This window comes from Herbiconiux gentiana, from assembly GCF_024978135.1.
Classification (GTDB): domain Bacteria; phylum Actinomycetota; class Actinomycetes; order Actinomycetales; family Microbacteriaceae; genus Herbiconiux; species Herbiconiux gentiana.
The window spans coordinates 758105-774629 of the sequence record NZ_JANTEZ010000001.1; the positions used below are offsets into that span (position 1 = coordinate 758105).

Genomic DNA, 16525 nt, shown 5'->3' on the forward strand with positions numbered 1-16525 from the left:
ATAGATGACGCTACCACGCCATGTCATCGATGTCACACCCCCATCGCACGCCGGTGATCGCCTCGGGCGCGCCGTGTCCACCCCGGGCGCGCGCCGGTGCCCACCCAAGGCCCGCGCCGGTGCTCGCCCCAGGCACGCGCCGGTGCTCACCCCAGCCGCCCGCCGGTGCTCACCCGGGCGCGCGCCTGCGTTCACCCCGGGCGCGCGCGCCCGTACTCAACCCGGGCGCGCGCCTGCGTTCACCCCGGGGCGCACGCCGGCGATCGCCCAGCCGCTTCACCGCGAGATCGAGTTGCCTCTATCCGCCCTAAACGCCGCCTTTTGGGGCGGATCGAGGCAACTCGCTCCGCCGCCGCGAACCGACTTGGCCCTTCCCGTTCCAAAACGCGGATCTTGCAACGGGACGGGCCAAGTCGATCGTGCGAACGGGGACCGCCGCCTCGGCGTCGGCGCGCGAGGCCGCCCGCCGCGGCGCGTCAGACCGCCGTGTACCCGCCGTCGATCACGATGCTCTGCCCAGTGAGGTACGACGAAGCGTCGGACGCGAGGTACAGCGCCAGCCCGTGCAGGTCGTCCGGCTCGCCCATCCGCCCGGCCGGGATCGTCCCGATCCACTGCGCGGCGAGCTCGGGGTTCGCCTCGGTGAACTCCCGCGTCATGTCCGACAGGAAATACCCCGGCGCGATCGCGTTCACCCGCACCCCCGAAGGCGCCCACTCCACCGCGAGCGACGACGCGAGGTGGCTCACCGCCGCCTTCGAGGCGTTGTACGACGCCTGGAATTGCGGCTGATTCACGATGAACCCCGACATCGACGAGATGAAAATCGCCGACGCCGGCACCCCCGCCCCGAGCGCCCGCCGCCCGAACGACTGCGCCGCGAAGAACGTCCCGTCGAGGTTCACCGCGAGCACCTTCCGCCAGGTGTCGGCCGGTACATCCACGCTCGCGCCCCAGATCGTGATGCCCGCGGCGGTGACGAGCAGCGACGGCACGCCCAGCTCGGACTCCGCAGCGGCGAAGGCCGCCTCGACGGCGTCGGCATCCGTCACGTCGACCTCGTAGCCGCGCGCCTCGACGCCGTACTCACTCGTCAGCCGGGCCGCCGACGACCCCACGATCGGCAGCAGATCGAGCAGCGCGACGTTGACGCCCTGCCCCGCCAGCGCGGTGGCGAGCGAATAGCCGAGCCCGCGGGCCCCGCCGGTGACGACCGCGGTGCGGCCTCTCAGATTCTCGAACACGGGCACTCCTTCGTGATGGATGGCGACGCCACGGTCAGATCTCCTGATCCGTCGGCAGGATGACCAGGTCGCGCACGGTCACGTGCCGCGGCCGGGTGAGCATGTAGAGCACGGCGTCGGCGACGTCCTCAGAGCGGATGCCCGTGCGGGCCCCCACCGCCTGGTCCACCCCGTCGGCGCCCTCCGCGAACCCCCACAGCTCGTTCAGCACGACCCCGGGGGCCACCGCTCCGACGCGCACGCCGGTTCCGACGAGCTGGCGTCGCAGGGTGTGCACGAACGACTGCATCGCGTGCTTCGTGGCGGAGTAGACGGGCTCCCAGTGGATGTCCTGGTGCCCCGACACCGAGCTCGTCACCAGCACGTCCCCCGTGCCGGCGGCGATCAGGTGCGGCAGGGCGGCGCGCACGGTCGCCATCGCGCCGAAGACGTTCACCGACACGAGCTGCTCGATCAGCGCCGGATCCGTGTCGACGAAGTCGCCGCCGGTGTACAGCCCGGCGTTCGCGAGCACGTCGTCGAGCCGCCCGAAGTCGGTGAGGGCCACGTCCACGGCCCGCTCCGAGACCGACGGATGCGCGACATCACCCGCGACCACGCGCGCCTCCCCCGGCAGGGCGTCCGCGACCTGGCGCAGCCGATCCTCGTCGCGCCCCACCAGCACGAGCCGCGCACCCTCGGCGGAGAGCAGCTGCGCGTAGGAGCGGCCGATGCCCGAGCTCCCGCCCGTGATCAGGGCGACGCGCCCGTCCATCCGGCCTCCGGTCGGCGGCGTGCTGGTCATGGGCGGGCTCCGTTCGAGGGGGTGGGAGGGGTGGCGGGGGTGGCCGACGGCGAGGGCGAGGTCGCCGGGTCGGGCGAGGTCGGCAGGGCGCCCGCGCCCGCGGCGGCGAGGGCCGCGCGGCGGAGGAGCTCATCGGGGCGGGTGTCGATGCGCGCCACGTCGTCTGGCGAGAGGAAGACGGGTCCGCCGGCGGGCAGCGAGCCGAGGATCGTCTCCGCCACCTTCACCGCCATCTCCGTGATGCGCAGCACCTCGGCGGGCGTCGCCCCGAGCGCGAACATGCCGTGATTGGCGAGGTAGACCGCCTTGGGCACGGAGCCGGTCGACGCGAGACGTTCGGCGAGCATCCGCCGCACCGCCCGCGCGAGCGGAAGCCCCGGGTCGATGTACGGCACCAGCAGCGGGTCGGTTCCGAGCACGACGATCTGGTCGGGGAAGAGCGAGCCCTCGACGAGCAGCGACGCCCGCGGCGAGCAGAGCAGCGCGTTCACCGGGACCGGATGCGTGTGTCCCACCGCCTCGACCCCCGGCAGCGCCAGGCAGACCGCGTGCAGCAGCGCCTCCACGGACGGCCGCCGCCCGCCCGGACCGCTCCCGCGCGCGAACAACTCCCGCACCGCCTCATCGTCGCCCGCGCCGCCCGCGTGCGCGTCAGCCGCCGAGCCAACGAGCGCGTTGGCCGCCGGATCGACGGGCGCGTTGGCCTTTGGGTCGACAGGCGCGTCGACCGCCGGGCCATCGTGCCCGTGGGCCGCCAGGTCGTCGGCGGTCGGGCGGGCGGGCGGTTCGACGGGGTCGACGGCCGCCGGCCCGGTGGGCGTGTCGGTCGAGGTGCTCTCGGCGTCGACCAGGGCCAGCACGTCCGGCAGGCCGACGGCGACGAAGTCGGTCGGGTCGGCGATCGCCATCGACGCGCCCGAGGCCTTGACGAGCATCCGCCCGTCGCCGAGGGCGATCGAGGTGTTGCCCTCGGCCAGCACCGCCCACCGGCGGTCGGGGCGCCCGAGCTCGCGCGAGAGCTCGACCAGCTCACTCCGTGCGACTGCGTCGTCCATCATCGCGTCACCACCTCTCCCGACTGATCCTGCGCAATGCCGTCGCCCACGCCGCGCGAGTCCGCGCCACCGGTGACCCCGCCCGGCTCGTAGCGCACGATGCCATCGGTCGCGGCGGCCACGGCGGGACCGGTAGCATCCATTCCGCCGGACGCATAGACCTCGGCGAGGGTCGCGAACTCCCCCGCCGCCACCAGCTGCACCGCGAGGTTGCCGAACGCGGACGCCTCGGCCGGCCCCGCCACCACCGGCAGCCCCGTCAGCGCGGCGGTGCGCCGGCAGAGCAGTTCGTTCCGCGACCCGCCGCCGACGATCCGCACCGAACGGAGGCGCTCCCCCGTCACGCGCTCGAGCAGCCCCACCGACTCGGCGTACGCGGCGGCGAGGCTCTCGACGATGCTCCGCACGGTGCCGAGCACCCCCTTGGGCGCCGGATGCCCCCGCTCCACGCAGAGGGCGGCGATGCGCTCCGGCATCCCACCCGGCGCCAGCAGCCGCGGATCGCCCACGTCGAACACCGGGACACCCGAGTCCGGCAGGAGCGACGCTTCGCGCACGAGGTCGAGGGGGTCGAGCATCCGCCCGCTCTCGTTCGACCACTGGCGCGCGCACTCGGTGAGCAGCCACAGGCCCGCGAGGTTGCGCAGCAGCAGGGTCGAGTCGCCGACCCCACGCTCGTTGGTGAGCCCGGCGGCCAGCGCCTCGGTCGAGAGCACGGGCGCGGCGACGCTGATCCCGGCGAGCGACCAGCTGCCGCTCGACACGAGCAGCTGCCCGTCGCCCGGCGCGGCGAAGGCGAGAGCGGATGCGGTGTCGTGCCCGGCGACCCGGTGCACCGGAACCGGCCGTGCGGCTCCGAGGCGGGCGGTCACCCACGGCAGCGTGACGCCGGCGGGGGTTCCGGAGGGGGTGACCTCGGGGAAGTCGACCGCGCCGAGCCCCCAGGCGTCGATCAGTTCGCGGGACCACGTACCGGTTCGGGCATCGAGCAGCTGGGTCGTCGAGGCGATGGTGCGCTCGGCGCCGATCGTGCCGGTGAGCAGCCGCACCCACAGGTCGGGCACGAGGAGCAGGGTTCCGGCGCGCGTGTGTCCATCAGGCTCCGCACCCGACATCGCGGCAGGGCCTGCAGGACTGGCCGTGTGCGCGGGGCGGGCGGATGCGGCGGTGCCACCGGGTGACGTCACAGCGGCGCGGAGGCGCGCCGAAGTATTGATCGGATGCGGCGGTATGCCCGTGACGGCATACACCCGCTCGTCGCGCACGACGGCCGCCGCCTCGGCAACCCACGCAGGGTCGGCGCCGCGGTGGTGCGCCACGGACGGGATCGACACCGCCCCGCCACCCTCGGCCGCCACATCGTCCAGCGCGTAGTCGACGCCCCAGGAGTCCACGCCGATGCCGGCCAGCACGCAGCCCGCTGCCGCTGCCGCGTCGACCGCCGCCGCCAGGCCCGTGAGCGTCTCGTCGAAGAGACGATCGACGTCCCACTCCAGCGTCGCCCCGGGCGCGAGCGAATCGGGGCGTGGGCCGTTGGCGAAGCGGTGTACCTCGGTCATCCGGATGCGCGGCGACCCGTGCGAGCGATCGATGAACCCGAGCATCACCCGCCCGCTCGACGCCCCGAGGTCGACCGCCGCGTAGGCGCGCCCCGCTCCGCCAGGTGCGGCAGCAGCGCCGGAAGCGCCAGGTACGCCGACAGCGCCAGCAACGCCGGAAGCGGCCGGCCCGTCGGTGCGATCCATGTCACGTCCTCGTGATTGATGTTATTTCGTGTGAAATGTATCATCGGCGAACAGGGCCGGGCAAGGGCCCGCACGACACCCGACCGGAGGACGGCATGGCACTGAAGGGCACGCTCGACGGCGAGACCCGCCGCGCCGCCCTGCTGGAGCTCGCCGAGGAGCGCGGCGGGCTGCCGCTGGCCGAGGCGGCCGAGCTGTGGGACGTGCATCCGATGACCATCAGGCGCGACTTCGAGCTGCTCGAGAGCGCCGGCCGGGTGCGCCGGGTGCGGGGCGGGGTGGTTCCGGTGCAGGCCGATCCGTTCGCGGCGCGGCAGGCGCAGAACGTTCGGGCGAAGCAGCGGATCGCGGCGAAGATCCTGCCTCTGCTGCCCGCGGGTGCCGCCGTGGGGCTCGATTCGTCGACCACGGCGTTCGTGGTGGCCGAGGCGCTGCCGGCCGAGCATCCGCTCACCGTCGTGACCAACGGCCTCGCCGCCTTCGACGCCCTCTCACGCAAGCCCGGCGTGCGTGGCTACCTCACCGGCGGCGAGCGCGAGGAGCAGAACCTCAGCCTCGTGGGGGCGCTCACCGAGTCGGCGTTCTCGGCGTTCCACTTCGACGTCGCCGTGGTGTCGGCGCTCGGCGTGCACGGCGAGAGCGGCACGAGCGAGAGCACGCTCGCGCAGGCGGCGGTGAAGGATGCACTCGCCCGCGCCTCGGCGGAGGTCGTGCTGGCGCTCGACGCCTCCAAGCTCGAGTCGCGCGCCCGGGTGCGCTCGCTCACCCTCGACCGCGTCGACGTGCTGGTCACCGAGCTCGACCCGGCGGATGCCCGCCTCGACCCCTACCGCGCGCACCTGCCCCGCATCCTCTGACCCGCAGCAACTCCTCCGACAAGTGCGACGCGTCGCGCAAGGTACTCCTGGCGGGTGAAGCAGGGCCCGCTCAGGGCGCGGCGGGCGCCGTGGTCAGGGCGCGGCCGGCTCCGTGAGTGGCGTCGACGGGTCGGGGTCGCGCACGAGGGAGGCCCGAGGCGCCGACTCCACCGACGACAGCAGCGTCGTCGCCTGCCCAACCGCCAGCGCCCCCCACGACGCCGCGAGCCGCACCCCCGAGGCCACATCGAGCGCGCCACCCGCCCCCGCCGAGCCCACGAGGAACCCCGCCAGGGACGCGTCGCCCGCGCCCGCCGTGTTGACGACCCGGGCCCGCGCCCGGGCGAGCTGCAAACCCGACTCCGACACGGCGAGCGCCCCGTCGGCGCCCATGCTCACGTAGACGACGTCGCAGCCGGCCTCGTGCAGCGTGCGGGCCGCCGCGACGACGTCTCCCACGGTGCGGAGCGCCGAGCCGGTCAGCTCGGCGAGCTCGTGCGTGTTCGGCTTGATCAGCGTGACGGCCGAGAGGTCGGCGACCACGGCGGCCAGCGCCGCCCCCGCCGTGTCGACCGCGACCCGCACGCCGCGAGCGGCGGCGCGCTGCACCAGCTCGAGAAACGGCACCGGCTGCGAGGTGCCGGCCAGCAGCGGGATCGACCCCGACACCACCAGCCAGGACGCGTCGAGCCGGACCAGCTCCGCCTCGGTGCGGTCGACGATCGCCGCCCACAGCTCGGCGGAGACGGGCGGCGCCGCCTCGTTCACCTTCGTCGTAGTGCCGGAGGCGTCGACGAGCGTCGTGTTCACGCGCGTGCGGCCCGCATCGGGCACCCCCGCGAGCAGCTCGGCGAAGCCGCCGTCGCGCGCGAGCTCGGCTCCCTGGGCGCTGAGCGCGAGCACGGCCGAGACGGGAAGCTTGGAGAGGGCGATCGCCCGGGCGACGTTGACACCCTTGCCACTCAGCTCGGTGTGCACGGCGTCGGCGCGGTTGACCTCGCCGAGCTCCAGCCGGCCCACCCGGTAGGTCAGGTCGATGGCCGGCGCCGGCGTGACGGTGACGATGGCGCTCATGCCGCCACCTCCGTGACCGGGGTGCCGCGTTCGGCCAGCAGCTCGAGCGCCGCGCCGTCGAGGGCGCCGGGGACGACGACCGCGTGGTCGATCCGGTCGAGACTCATCGAAGCGGCGAGACCCTCCGCCTGGTGCGCCGCCAGCACCAGCACGACGGTGCCGGCCGTGGCGGCGACGGCGCCCGTCACCGCGGCGCGGTCGGGGTCGCTCGCGAACAGAGCGCCCCCGGCCACACCGACCGGCTCGATGACGGCGACGTCGACGTGCACCGATCCCGCGAGCTCGCGCGCCCAGTGGCCCGACGCGGTGCCCTCGGCGCCGACGACCCCGCCCAGCAGATGCGTCTCGGCGGGCTCCGGCACCAGCGCGGCGGCGAGCGCCACGGCGACCGAGGCGGTCACGATCCGCACACCGCTCCCCGCATCGAGCATCCCGGCGAGCGCCTCCCCCACGGCCCCCGCCTCGAGGAACACCGAGGCCCCCGCGGGCACCAGCCCCCGGGCAGCCCCGGCGATGGCCCGCGCAGCTCCGTCCGGTTCAGGATGCTCGCCCACCGAATCCACGGAAATGGCCCCGCCGTGGGCCCGGCGCAGCATCCCCTCGCCCTCGAGCGCACGCAGATCCCGCCGCACGGTCTCCTCGGCGACCCCGAGTTCGACGGAGAGCTCCCCCACCTCGACCCGCCCGACCACGCCCAGCGCCGCCACGATCCGCTCCCGCCGCCGCGCGCCCGCGGACGGCCGCTGATCGTCTGTGGACACCCGCCCTTCGGCCACGGACAGGCGCCCATCGCCGGCGCCCGCAGCTGAACCCCTATCGACCGCGGCGCTCTCCACCCCGCTCACGCCCCGGCCCCCTCGCCCCGAACGGCCGCCGGCCGCCCATCGACCTCGACCACCGACCCGCCGGCCGAGCCCGCGTCGGCCGCGCCCGCAGCAGCGGACACGCCGCCCGCCGCACCCGCGCCACCGCCACCGCCACGGGCATCGGCAGCCCCGCCGCCCACCGCACCCGCGCCACCGCCACCGCCACCGGCACCGCCACCGGCAGCCGCGCCCGCCGCACCGGAACCACCCGCCTCACCCGCGCGCGCCTCCCACCACGGCCCCAGCGCCTCCACGGCCTCGTCGAACGCCCGCACCACCCCCGCCCAGTACCCCGCCGACGCCGTCGTCGGCCGCACCGGCGCCGCCCGCGTCACCAGCTCCTGCGCCTCCTCCACCGACGCGAACACCCCCACCGCCGCCCCCGCGACCGCCGCAGCCCCGAACGCCCCGGCCTCCTCGTTCTGCACCACCGTCACCGGCGACCGCAGTGCGTTCGCCACGAGCTGCACGTACAGCGGCGCGCGGGCGATCCCGCCGCCGAGCACCACCGGCTCGTCCCAGTCGAACCTCTCCCCCAGCGCCCGCGTGTGCCACACGTGCATCAGCGCGATCCCCTCGAGGGTGCCGCGCAGCACATGCGCCGGCGTGTGCCAGCCCCGCACCCCGGCGAGGGCCGCCGAGCTCGAGGCCCCGAGCGGCGAGTCGAACAGGAACGGCAGCACCAGCGGCACCGCCTCCTCGGGGTCGAGCGCCGCGGCGGCCGCGAACAGCCGGTCGCGCGCCTCCTCCCCGCCCGGTGCCGCGAGGTCGACTCCGAGCAGTCGCAGCACCCAGTCCAGCGCCGGAGACGCCGTCGCCGACGTCGACATCGCGATCCGCAGCGACGGCGTGATCGACAGCCGCGACTGCCACCGCACGTCCACGTCGGGCCGCGTCGTCGTCACCCCGTTGGTGCTGAACGACCCGGCGACGAGCGCGAGCCGTCCGGGCACGAGCGCGCCCATGCCGATCGACGCGGCCTGCACGTCGTGCATCCCCGCGATCACCGGCGTGCCCTCGGCCAGCCCGGTCAGCGCAGCGGCGGCCGGAAGCACCGTGCCGACGACGTCGCCGCTCGCGTGCAGCTCGGGCAGCAGCCGCATCAGCGACGACGGCAGCCCGTACGCCGCCAGGATCTCCGGGCTCCACTCAGCCGTGGCGGTATCGAGGAAGGAGGCCGTCGCATCCGAGTAGTCGGTCGCCACGACGCCGGTCAGCCGAAGCCGGATCACGTCCTTGCAGAACAGCATCGCCGCCGCCCGATCGATCCGAGAGGGGTCGTGCGCGAGCAGCCAGCGCAGCAGGTTGCCCGCGGCCCCCGGCGTCGGCTCCTGGCCCGAGCGCTCGAGCACCACGCGCATCCGCGACTGGTCAGCCGCGAGCGAGGCCGCCTCGACGTGCGCCCGCGAGTCCATCGCGGTGATGGCCGGCCCCACAGGCGCGCCCATCGCGTCGACGAGGTGCAGGCCGTCGCCGTGCCCCGTGATGCCCACGGCCACGATCTGCGCCGGGTCGACGCCCGACGCGTCGACGGCCTCCCGGATCGCCTCTGCCGCGGCCTGCCAGAGCGCCTCCTGCGGCCGCTCGGCGAAGCGGGGCGTCGAGCGGTCGACGGGGCTCGAACGCCGCCCGATCCCCACGGGCCGCAGCTGCTCGTCGTGCACCACGGCCTTCACCGCGGTTTGGCCGGCGTCGACCCCCAGCAGGTAGCGGGGGCCCTCGGGTCGTGCAGCCATCTCGATCCTCTCCGATCGACGTGCGAGATCGCGGGTCCGACAGCGACGAGCGGATGCTCGCGCCCGACTTCGCCCGCTTCGAAAAGCATATCAACCGAATCGGTCACTCTATCGGGCGAATTCGGGTAGAGTCGCGCTGTCACGACCCGGATCGGCGGAGCAGATGTACCCAGCGGAGCGGCACACCGCCATCCTCGCCGCCGCGCGCGAGCACCCCGACGGTGTCGCGGTGCAGCAGTTGAGCGCGCAGCTCGGCGTGACCCCCGAGACCGTGCGCCGCGACCTCGCCGCCCTCGAGCGCCGCGGCCTCGTGCGCCGCCGCCACGGGGGCGCCGTGCCGGTGACCCGGGCACCCTTCGAGCCCACCCTCTCGCAACGCGCCCGCGAAGACGCGGCCGAACGCCGTGCCGTCTCCCGGGCCGTGGTCGACGAGCTGCCGCAGGAGGGGGTGCTGCTGCTCGACAGCGGCTCGATGACGCTCGAGATCGCGTCGGCGCTCCCCCGCCGTTCCGCGCTGGTCGTGGTGACGAACAGCCTCCCCATCGCGTCGGTGCTGGGCGCGCATCCGTCGATCACCGTGCTCGCGCTGCCCGGCGCCGTGCGCGCCGTCACCCAGGCCGTCGTCGGCGCCTGGACCGAGCAGCGGCTCGACGAGCTGCACGCCGACGTCGCCGTGCTCGGCGCCAACGGCGTGCTGCCCGGCCGGGGCGCCTACACGACCCTGCCCGACGAGGCCGCGGTGAAAGAGCGGATGCTCGCCGCCGCCGACCGCCGCCTCCTCGCCGTCACGGCGCCGAAGTTCGGCACCGCCTCCCTCTGCCGCTTCGCGACCCTCGACCGCTTCGACCGGATCGTCTCCGACGACCGGCTCGACCCCGCCACCGCCCGGCAGCTGCGCGACGACGGTGTCGACCTCGTGCTGGCGAACCCCCGAGCATCCACCCCCGAGAGGAACCCATGACCCTGGTCACCACCGGCGACGTACTCGCCCGCGAACGAGCCGTGCTCGCCTTCAACGTCATCCAGCTCGAGCACGCCGAGGCCATCGTGCGCGGCGCCGAGGCCGCCGGCCGTCCGGTCATCCTGCAGATCAGCGAGAACGCCGCGCGGTATCACGGCGGGCTGGCCCCGATCACGCTGGCGACGCTGGAGCTCGCGCGCACGGCCGGCATCGATGCCGCCGTGCACCTCGACCACGCCGAGAACGAAGCCCTCGTGCGCGAGGCCGTCGAGCTCGGCGCCACCTCGGTGATGTTCGACGCCGCGACCCTGCCCGACGACGAGAACGTCGCCCGCACCGCCCTGATCGCCCGGGCCGCCCAGGAGCGCGGCGTCTGGGTCGAGGCCGAGCTGGGCGCGATCGGCGGCAAGGGCGGGGCGCACACCCCGGGTGTCCGCACCGACCCGGCCGAGGCCGCCTCCTTCGTGGCGGCGACCGGCGTCGACGGGCTCGCCGTCGCAGTGGGCTCCTCGCACGCCATGACCTCGCGCAGCGCCACCCTCGACTTCGGGCTCATCGCCGAGCTCGCGGCCGCCGTTCCCGTGCCGCTCGTGCTGCACGGGTCGAGCGGGGTGGCCGACGCCGATCTCGTGCGGGCCGTCGAGCACGGGATGCGCAAGATCAACATCTCCACGCACATCAACGGCGTCTTCAGCCGCCGGCTGCGCGAGGTGCTCGCCGCCGACGAGAACCTGGTCGACCCCCGCAGATACCTCGGCCCGGCCCGGGACGCGGTGGCCGCCGAGGTCGAGCGCCTGCTGCGTCTCGTCGCCTGAGCGGTCGGGCATACGCCAGAGGCGGCGCCGGGGAGAACCCCGACGCCGCCTCTGTTCGTGCGTGCTGACTAGCAGCTGGACTTGTAGACCGCGTCCGCTCCGTCACCGTCGATGTTGTCCTTGGTGAGGATGGTGAAGCCGGTCTGGATCTCCTTCTCGGGCGAGCCGCCGTCGAGGGCCGCGATGGCCTGCTCCACGCCGTCCTGGCCGATGGTGGCGGGCTCCTGGGCGACGAGCGCCTGAACCGTGCCGGCCTTCAGCTGCTTGACCTGGGCGGGGCCCGCGTCGAAGCCGACGATGGTGACCGAGTCCTGCTTGCCGGCCTGCTGCACGCCGGTGGCGGTGCCCTCGGCGGCGAACAGGTTGGCGGCGAAGATGCCCACGATGTCGGGGTCCTTCTGCAGCGCGGCGGTCACGATCTCAGCCGCGGTGGCCGGCTCGTTGTGGCTGTACTGCACGCCGAGGTACTCGAACTTGCTGTCCGCCTCGGCCGCCTTCTGGAAGCCCTCGACACGGGCGTCCGTGGTCGAGATGCCGGGGTCGACCGACACGACGAGCACCTTGCCGCCGTCCGGGTGGGCGTCCTGGATGGCCTTGAAGGCCGCCTCTCCGCCACCGACGTTGTCGGAGGCGATGGCCGAGACCGCGAACGAGGGGTCCTCGACCGTGGTGTCGACGAGCACGACCTTGATGCCGGCGTCGGCGGCCGCCTTGAGCGGAGCCTCCATCGCCTTGACGTCGGTCGGGGCGATCAGCAGGGCGTCGGGCTTGGAGGCCACGACCGAGTCGACCAGCGGCTTCTGCAGCGTGGGGTCGAACTTCTCCGGGCCCTGGGTGGTGACGGTCGCGCCGGCCTCCTTGGCCGCGGCCTCGATGCCGCACTGCATGGAGATGTAGAACTCGTCTCCGGCGACACCCTGCACGAACGCGATCTTGTAGCCGTCGCTGCCGGCGGCGCCGGTGCTCGAGGCCCCGCCCGAGTCGCCGCCCGCACATCCGGCGAGAGCCAGACCGGCGGTCGCGCCGATGGCGACGACTCCCAGGATCTTCTTGTTCCACTTCATCGTGTTACCTGTCCTTCTTCTAGTGATGCAATTACGGGAGTGGTGCTGTTCACTTGTTGTTCCGTCTGGCGAAGTGGCGCCAGAGGCTGGTGGAGGCCCCGCGGGCCGCGGAGGCCCGTCGGACCTGGTCGACGTAGACCGCCGCGATCAGCACGGCGCCCACGGCGACCTGCTGCCAGAACGGCTGCACGCCGGTGATGACGAAGCCGTTCTGCAGCACGGCCGGGATGAAGAGACCGACGACCGTGCCGAAGATCGTGCCGTAGCCGCCGAACAGCGAGGTTCCGCCGATGACGACCGCCGCGATGACGTTCAGGTTGGTCTGCGACTGGCCGGCGATGGCCGTCGTGCTGAACTGCGACAGCGACAGGATGCCCGCGAGGCCCGCCAGGGCACCCGACAGCGCGTAGACCTTGATCAGGTGCCGGTCGACCTTCACGCCGACGCGGCGCGCCGCCTCCTCGCTCGAGCCCACCGCGTAGGTGTAGAGGCCGAACTTGGTCTTGTGCAGCACGATGGCGCCGATGATCACGATCACGAGAGCGACCACCGAGATGATCGGGATGCCGCCGAAGATGTTGCCGTAGCCGATCGAGTTCGTCAGCACCGAGGGCACGTCGCGGATGTCGACGCCGCCGGTGATGATCTGCGAGAGGCCGAGCGCCATGCCGAGCGAGCCCAGCGTCACGATCAGCGGCGGCACCTTGGCCTTCGAGATCAGCAGGCCGTTGAAGATGCCCCAGGCGAGGCCCGACAGGATCGACACGATGATCCCGACGGTGGCCGTGCCCCAGTCGTCGCCGCCCATGGCCCTCATCACGATCGCCGAGACGACACCCGAGAACACGAGTACCGAGCCGATCGAGAGGTCGATGCCCGAGGTGATGATGATGAAGGTCATACCGACGCCGAGCACCGCGAGGATCGAGGCGTTCTGCACCACGAGCCGGAGGTTCGACAGCTGGGCGAAGGTGTCGGGGGCGAGCGCGCTGAAGATCGCGACGATCACGATCAGCACGATCAGGATCTGGAAGGCCTGCGCCTTCAGCAGTCGGGTGAGCGCGGTCTCCTTGGACTGCGCCATGTTGATGGAGGTCGTCTCCGGGCCGGCCGCATCGGTCTGGCCGAACTCCGCCTTTTTCAGGTCGGCGTCCCTCACGTCGTCGGTCATGCCACACCCCTCGTGCTCGCGCCGGTCATCAGGCCGACGAGTTCTTCCATGTTGGTCGTCTTGGTGTCGATCGCCGCGGCGCGGTGACCGAGACGCAGCACCTGGATGCGGTCGGAGACCTCCATCACGTGCGGCATCGAGTGGCTGATGAACACGACGGCGATGCCCTTGTCGCGCACCCGCCGGATGGTCTCCAGCACGTTCTTGGTCTGCCGTACGCCGAGGGCCGCGGTGGGCTCGTCGAGGAAGACGACCTTGTTCGCCCAGTGCACCGCACGGGCGATGGCGATCGCCTGGCGCTGACCGCCCGACATCGATCCGACGGGCGAGGTGAGCGAGCGCACCGTGGCGCCCAGCTCGTCGAACGCCCGGCGGGACTCGGTCCGCATCTCGGCGACGTTCATGAAGCCGAACGCACCGCCGATGCCCTTCTTCATGACCTCGCGACCGAGGTACATGTTCTGCACCGGGTCGAGGTGGGGGGCGAGCGCCAGGTCCTGGTGCACGGTCTCGATGCCGAGCGCGCTCGCCTGCATCGGGTTGGTCAGCTGGAGGGGGTTGCCCTCGAACTTGATCACGCCGGTGTCGACGGCGAGGTTGCCCGACAGCGCCTTCACGAGCGTCGACTTGCCGGCGCCGTTGTCGCCGATCAGGGCGGTCACTTCTCCGGGGTAGACCTCGAAGTCCACGTCGTCGAGAGCACGGACGTGTCCGAACGCGCGGGAGAGGCCTCGGGCCTCCAATACGGGGGTGGTCATGTCAGTTCACTCCTTTCCGGCCGGTCGGGGCCTGCGGGTGGTTCCGGGTGTGGTCATCGGGTGCTCCTGGATCTTGGGATGCTCTGAAGTGGTCGGGGGTCTCGCGCTCGGGGGTCATTCGACTCCTCCTGCGGCCAGCGAGTGCGGCCAGCCGACGCCCGGGGTGGCGACGAGCACGCTTCCCGTGCCCCGCACCTCCCAGGGGCCGAATCCAGCGGGCACCGCGACGACATGGCCCGCGCGGTAGGCGAGGCGCTCGTCGGTTCCGACGAACTCTCCCTCCCCCTCGAGCACGAGGGCCACGGCGAAGCCGGGCCCGAGGGCGACGGTCTCGCCGGCGGGTGGCGCCGCGTGCAGCACGCGGAAGTAGGGATCGGCGGCCGGGGCGAGCACGCTCGTGGCCCGCCCGCTCCGCGCCGACAGGTCGTGGCGGCTGACGAGCCGCTGCAGCGCATCCGCCCCGAGCGCGTCGACCGAGACGGCGGGCATCACGGTCTCGAAGCCGAGACCGAGGTGCGACTCGTCGCGGGTGGAGGTCGTGATCGACCACTCCAGCACGATCGAGAAGTCGGTCGGCTCCTGCACCTCGGCGAGGAAGATGCCCTCGTCGATGGCGTGCACGGTGCCGGCCGGCACCACGACACCCATGCCGCGGGAGACCTCGATGCGGTTCATCCGCGCGAGCATCCACTCGGAGTCCTGCGCGTCGCGGCGGCGGTCGAGCTCGTCGCGGTCGACGGGCTCGCTCCAGCCGAGGTGCACGGCGGCTCCGGGCTCCGCGTCGAGGATGAACCAGGCCTCGGTCTTGCCGTAGGGGCAGTCGAGGTGGCTCGTGGCGAAGGCGCGGGAGGGGTGCACGTGCACGGGGAGGCGCTGGCGGGCATCCAGCAGCTTGACCAGGATGCCCGTGTCGCTCGTGCTCGCGGCGTCGGCGTGGTCGGGGCCCACCCAGGCCGCCGGGTCGGCGGCCACGAGGTCGCGCAGCAAGTCGCCGTCGACGGTGCGGCTGAGCCCGATGTCACCGTGGTCGGCGCGGGAGACGGTGGCGCCCAGCCATTCCTCGGGCTGGTACTCCGAGGTCTGCTCGATGCCGCGCAGGGCGGCGATGCGGTCGCCGCCGCGGTAGAAGTGCTCGATCTGGTTGGGGGCGAGAATGGTCGGCTTCATGCGACGTCTCCTTCGGCGAGGCGGGCTGACGGGGCCGGGTGGGTCGAGGCGGCGGAGGCGGCGGGCACGGCGGCGGGTGTCGACGCGGCGGGCACGGCGGCGGATGTCGAGGCGGCGGACGCGGGGGCGGGTGCCGTGGCGGATCCCCCGGCGAGCGGCCCGGTGATCTCGCCCGAGCCCCGCTGCAGCAGCGCGGTCGGCACGATCCATTCGCGCGGTTCGCCCGACGACTCCTCGCGCAGGGCCAGCAGCCGCTCGATGGCGGCGTTGCCGATCAGGAACGGGTCCTGGTCGATGCAGCTGACGCCCGGCCGAAGCACGTCGGCGAACGAGAAGTCGCCGAACGCGATCATCGCCGTGTCCTGGCGGTGGATGCGGTGCAGCGCGGTGGTGAGGCCGATCGCCGCCTTCGCGTTGGAGGCGAAGAAGGCGGTCGCGGGGTTCGCGAGCCCGAGCAGCCGCCTGGCCTCGCCGAGGTAATCGAGGTCGCCGTCGACAGTCGACGACACCAGCTCGGGGTCGAACTCGATGCCCGCTCCTTGCAGCACGTCGAGGTAGCCGCTCAGCCGCCGGTGGATGGTGGAGAAGCGCTCGTCGCGGTCGAAGAAGGCGATGCGCTCGTGGCCGAGGTCGACGAGCTGCTGCACGGCGAGCGCCGCCGCCCCGCGGTCGTCGACGACCACGCTGTCGTAGCCGGCTCGCGAACGGTCGACCGCGACCACCGGCGTGGTGGTGCGGTAGGGCGCGAGGTACGGATGCTCGGACGCGACCGGCGCGAAGATGACGCCCGCGACCTGATGCCCCGCCACGAGGCTGAGCAGCTGCTCGCGCTCCCGGTCGGGGTCGAGGCTGGACGAGGCGACGAGCACGCTGAGCCCCTCGTTCAGGGCGCGGGTCTCGATGGCGCTCACCAGGGCGGCGAAGAACGGGTCGGCGAGCGAGTCGATGACGACGCCGATGGCGCCGCCGGTTCCCGACTTGAGCGAGCGGGCCGCCGTATTGGGCACGTAGCCCAGCTGCTGGATGGCGTGCAGTACGCGCGCCCGGGTCTCGGGGTGCACGGCCTCCTCGGCGTTCACGACGCGGGAGACGGTCTTGATGCTGACGCCGGCGCTGGCCGCGACGTCCTTGATGCCGGGTCGGCGGTTCATGAGCGCACCGCCGGAGCGGAGGCGGTCAGCGAGTTCGGGGTCGTACCGGGCATCTCGCCCACCTCCTTTGACAGCGT

At 73.3% G+C, this 16525-nt stretch carries 15 protein-coding genes; 3 read left to right on the forward strand and 12 right to left on the reverse strand.

Annotation, left to right across the window (positions count from 1 at the left end):
* Window positions 1-476: 476 nt before the first annotated feature.
* From NVV95_RS03480 to NVV95_RS03495, 4 genes are read right to left on the reverse strand one after another with little or no spacing between them, the layout of a single operon-like run.
* On the reverse strand, window positions 477-1244 hold the full coding sequence (locus NVV95_RS03480) for an SDR family oxidoreductase (protein WP_259485139.1): 768 nt from the start codon (window positions 1242-1244) through the stop codon (window positions 477-479).
* A 34-nt stretch (window positions 1245-1278) separates the two neighbouring features.
* Window positions 1279-2028, reverse strand: a complete 750-nt coding sequence (locus tag NVV95_RS03485; RefSeq protein WP_259485140.1) for an SDR family oxidoreductase — start codon at window positions 2026-2028, stop codon at window positions 1279-1281.
* Window positions 2025-3086, reverse strand: coding sequence for a class II aldolase/adducin family protein (locus NVV95_RS03490; RefSeq protein WP_259485141.1), 1062 nt, complete (start codon window positions 3084-3086; stop codon window positions 2025-2027). Before NVV95_RS03490 ends, NVV95_RS03485 begins: the two co-directional genes overlap by 4 nt.
* Window positions 3083-4828, reverse strand: a complete 1746-nt coding sequence (locus NVV95_RS03495; protein WP_259485142.1) for a rhamnulokinase — start codon at window positions 4826-4828, stop codon at window positions 3083-3085. Before NVV95_RS03495 ends, NVV95_RS03490 begins: the two co-directional genes overlap by 4 nt.
* Window positions 4829-4923: 95 nt before the next feature.
* On the opposite strand from NVV95_RS03495, the gene NVV95_RS03500 reads away from it, so the two are divergent.
* A complete protein-coding gene (locus NVV95_RS03500) occupies window positions 4924-5685 on the forward strand; it encodes a DeoR/GlpR family DNA-binding transcription regulator (protein WP_259485143.1) in 762 nt (253 codons plus the stop codon).
* A 93-nt stretch (window positions 5686-5778) separates the two neighbouring features.
* Here NVV95_RS03500 and NVV95_RS03505 read toward each other — a convergent pair whose 3' ends face one another.
* From NVV95_RS03505 to NVV95_RS03515, 3 genes are all read right to left on the reverse strand, one after another.
* Window positions 5779-6759 (reverse strand): 1-phosphofructokinase family hexose kinase, encoded by a 981-nt coding sequence (locus tag NVV95_RS03505; RefSeq protein WP_259485144.1) that lies wholly within the window; start codon window positions 6757-6759, stop codon window positions 5779-5781.
* The gene (locus NVV95_RS03510) at window positions 6756-7520 is read right to left on the reverse strand and encodes a DeoR family transcriptional regulator (RefSeq protein WP_259485145.1); all 765 of its coding nucleotides are present in this window, start codon (window positions 7518-7520) and stop codon (window positions 6756-6758) included. The genes NVV95_RS03505 and NVV95_RS03510 overlap by 4 nt, the downstream gene beginning before the upstream one ends.
* Window positions 7521-7600: 80 nt before the next feature.
* Window positions 7601-9361 carry an FGGY-family carbohydrate kinase gene (locus NVV95_RS03515; RefSeq protein WP_259485146.1) on the reverse strand — a complete coding sequence of 587 codons (1761 nt, stop codon included), beginning with the start codon at window positions 9359-9361 and terminating at the stop codon, window positions 7601-7603.
* Window positions 9362-9524: 163 nt separating this feature from the next.
* Between NVV95_RS03515 and NVV95_RS03520 the strand changes: the two genes are divergently transcribed.
* Together NVV95_RS03520 and NVV95_RS03525 are read left to right on the forward strand one after the other, a co-directional pair.
* Window positions 9525-10322, forward strand: coding sequence for a DeoR/GlpR family DNA-binding transcription regulator (locus NVV95_RS03520; RefSeq protein ID WP_259485147.1), 798 nt, complete (start codon window positions 9525-9527; stop codon window positions 10320-10322).
* Window positions 10319-11137 carry a class II fructose-bisphosphate aldolase gene (locus NVV95_RS03525; RefSeq protein ID WP_259485148.1) on the forward strand — a complete coding sequence of 273 codons (819 nt, stop codon included), beginning with the start codon at window positions 10319-10321 and terminating at the stop codon, window positions 11135-11137. Before NVV95_RS03520 ends, NVV95_RS03525 begins: the two co-directional genes overlap by 4 nt.
* 68 nt (window positions 11138-11205) lie before the next feature.
* Here the strand turns inward: NVV95_RS03525 and NVV95_RS03530 are convergent, their stop codons facing one another.
* From NVV95_RS03530 to NVV95_RS03550, 5 genes are all read right to left on the reverse strand, one after another.
* Window positions 11206-12201, reverse strand: a complete 996-nt coding sequence (locus NVV95_RS03530; protein WP_259485149.1) for an ABC transporter substrate-binding protein — start codon at window positions 12199-12201, stop codon at window positions 11206-11208.
* Window positions 12202-12250: 49 nt separating this feature from the next.
* Window positions 12251-13372, reverse strand: a complete 1122-nt coding sequence (locus tag NVV95_RS03535) for an ABC transporter permease (RefSeq protein ID WP_259485150.1) — start codon at window positions 13370-13372, stop codon at window positions 12251-12253.
* Complete coding sequence (locus tag NVV95_RS03540) at window positions 13369-14130, reverse strand: ATP-binding cassette domain-containing protein (RefSeq protein WP_259485151.1); 762 nt, start codon at window positions 14128-14130, stop codon at window positions 13369-13371. The genes NVV95_RS03535 and NVV95_RS03540 overlap by 4 nt, the downstream gene beginning before the upstream one ends.
* 114 nt (window positions 14131-14244) lie before the next feature.
* Window positions 14245-15297 carry a class I mannose-6-phosphate isomerase gene (locus NVV95_RS03545; protein WP_259485152.1) on the reverse strand — a complete coding sequence of 351 codons (1053 nt, stop codon included), beginning with the start codon at window positions 15295-15297 and terminating at the stop codon, window positions 14245-14247.
* On the reverse strand, window positions 15294-16448 hold the full coding sequence (locus NVV95_RS03550) for a LacI family DNA-binding transcriptional regulator (RefSeq protein WP_259485153.1): 1155 nt from the start codon (window positions 16446-16448) through the stop codon (window positions 15294-15296). Before NVV95_RS03550 ends, NVV95_RS03545 begins: the two co-directional genes overlap by 4 nt.
* Window positions 16449-16525: the final 77 nt, after the last annotated feature.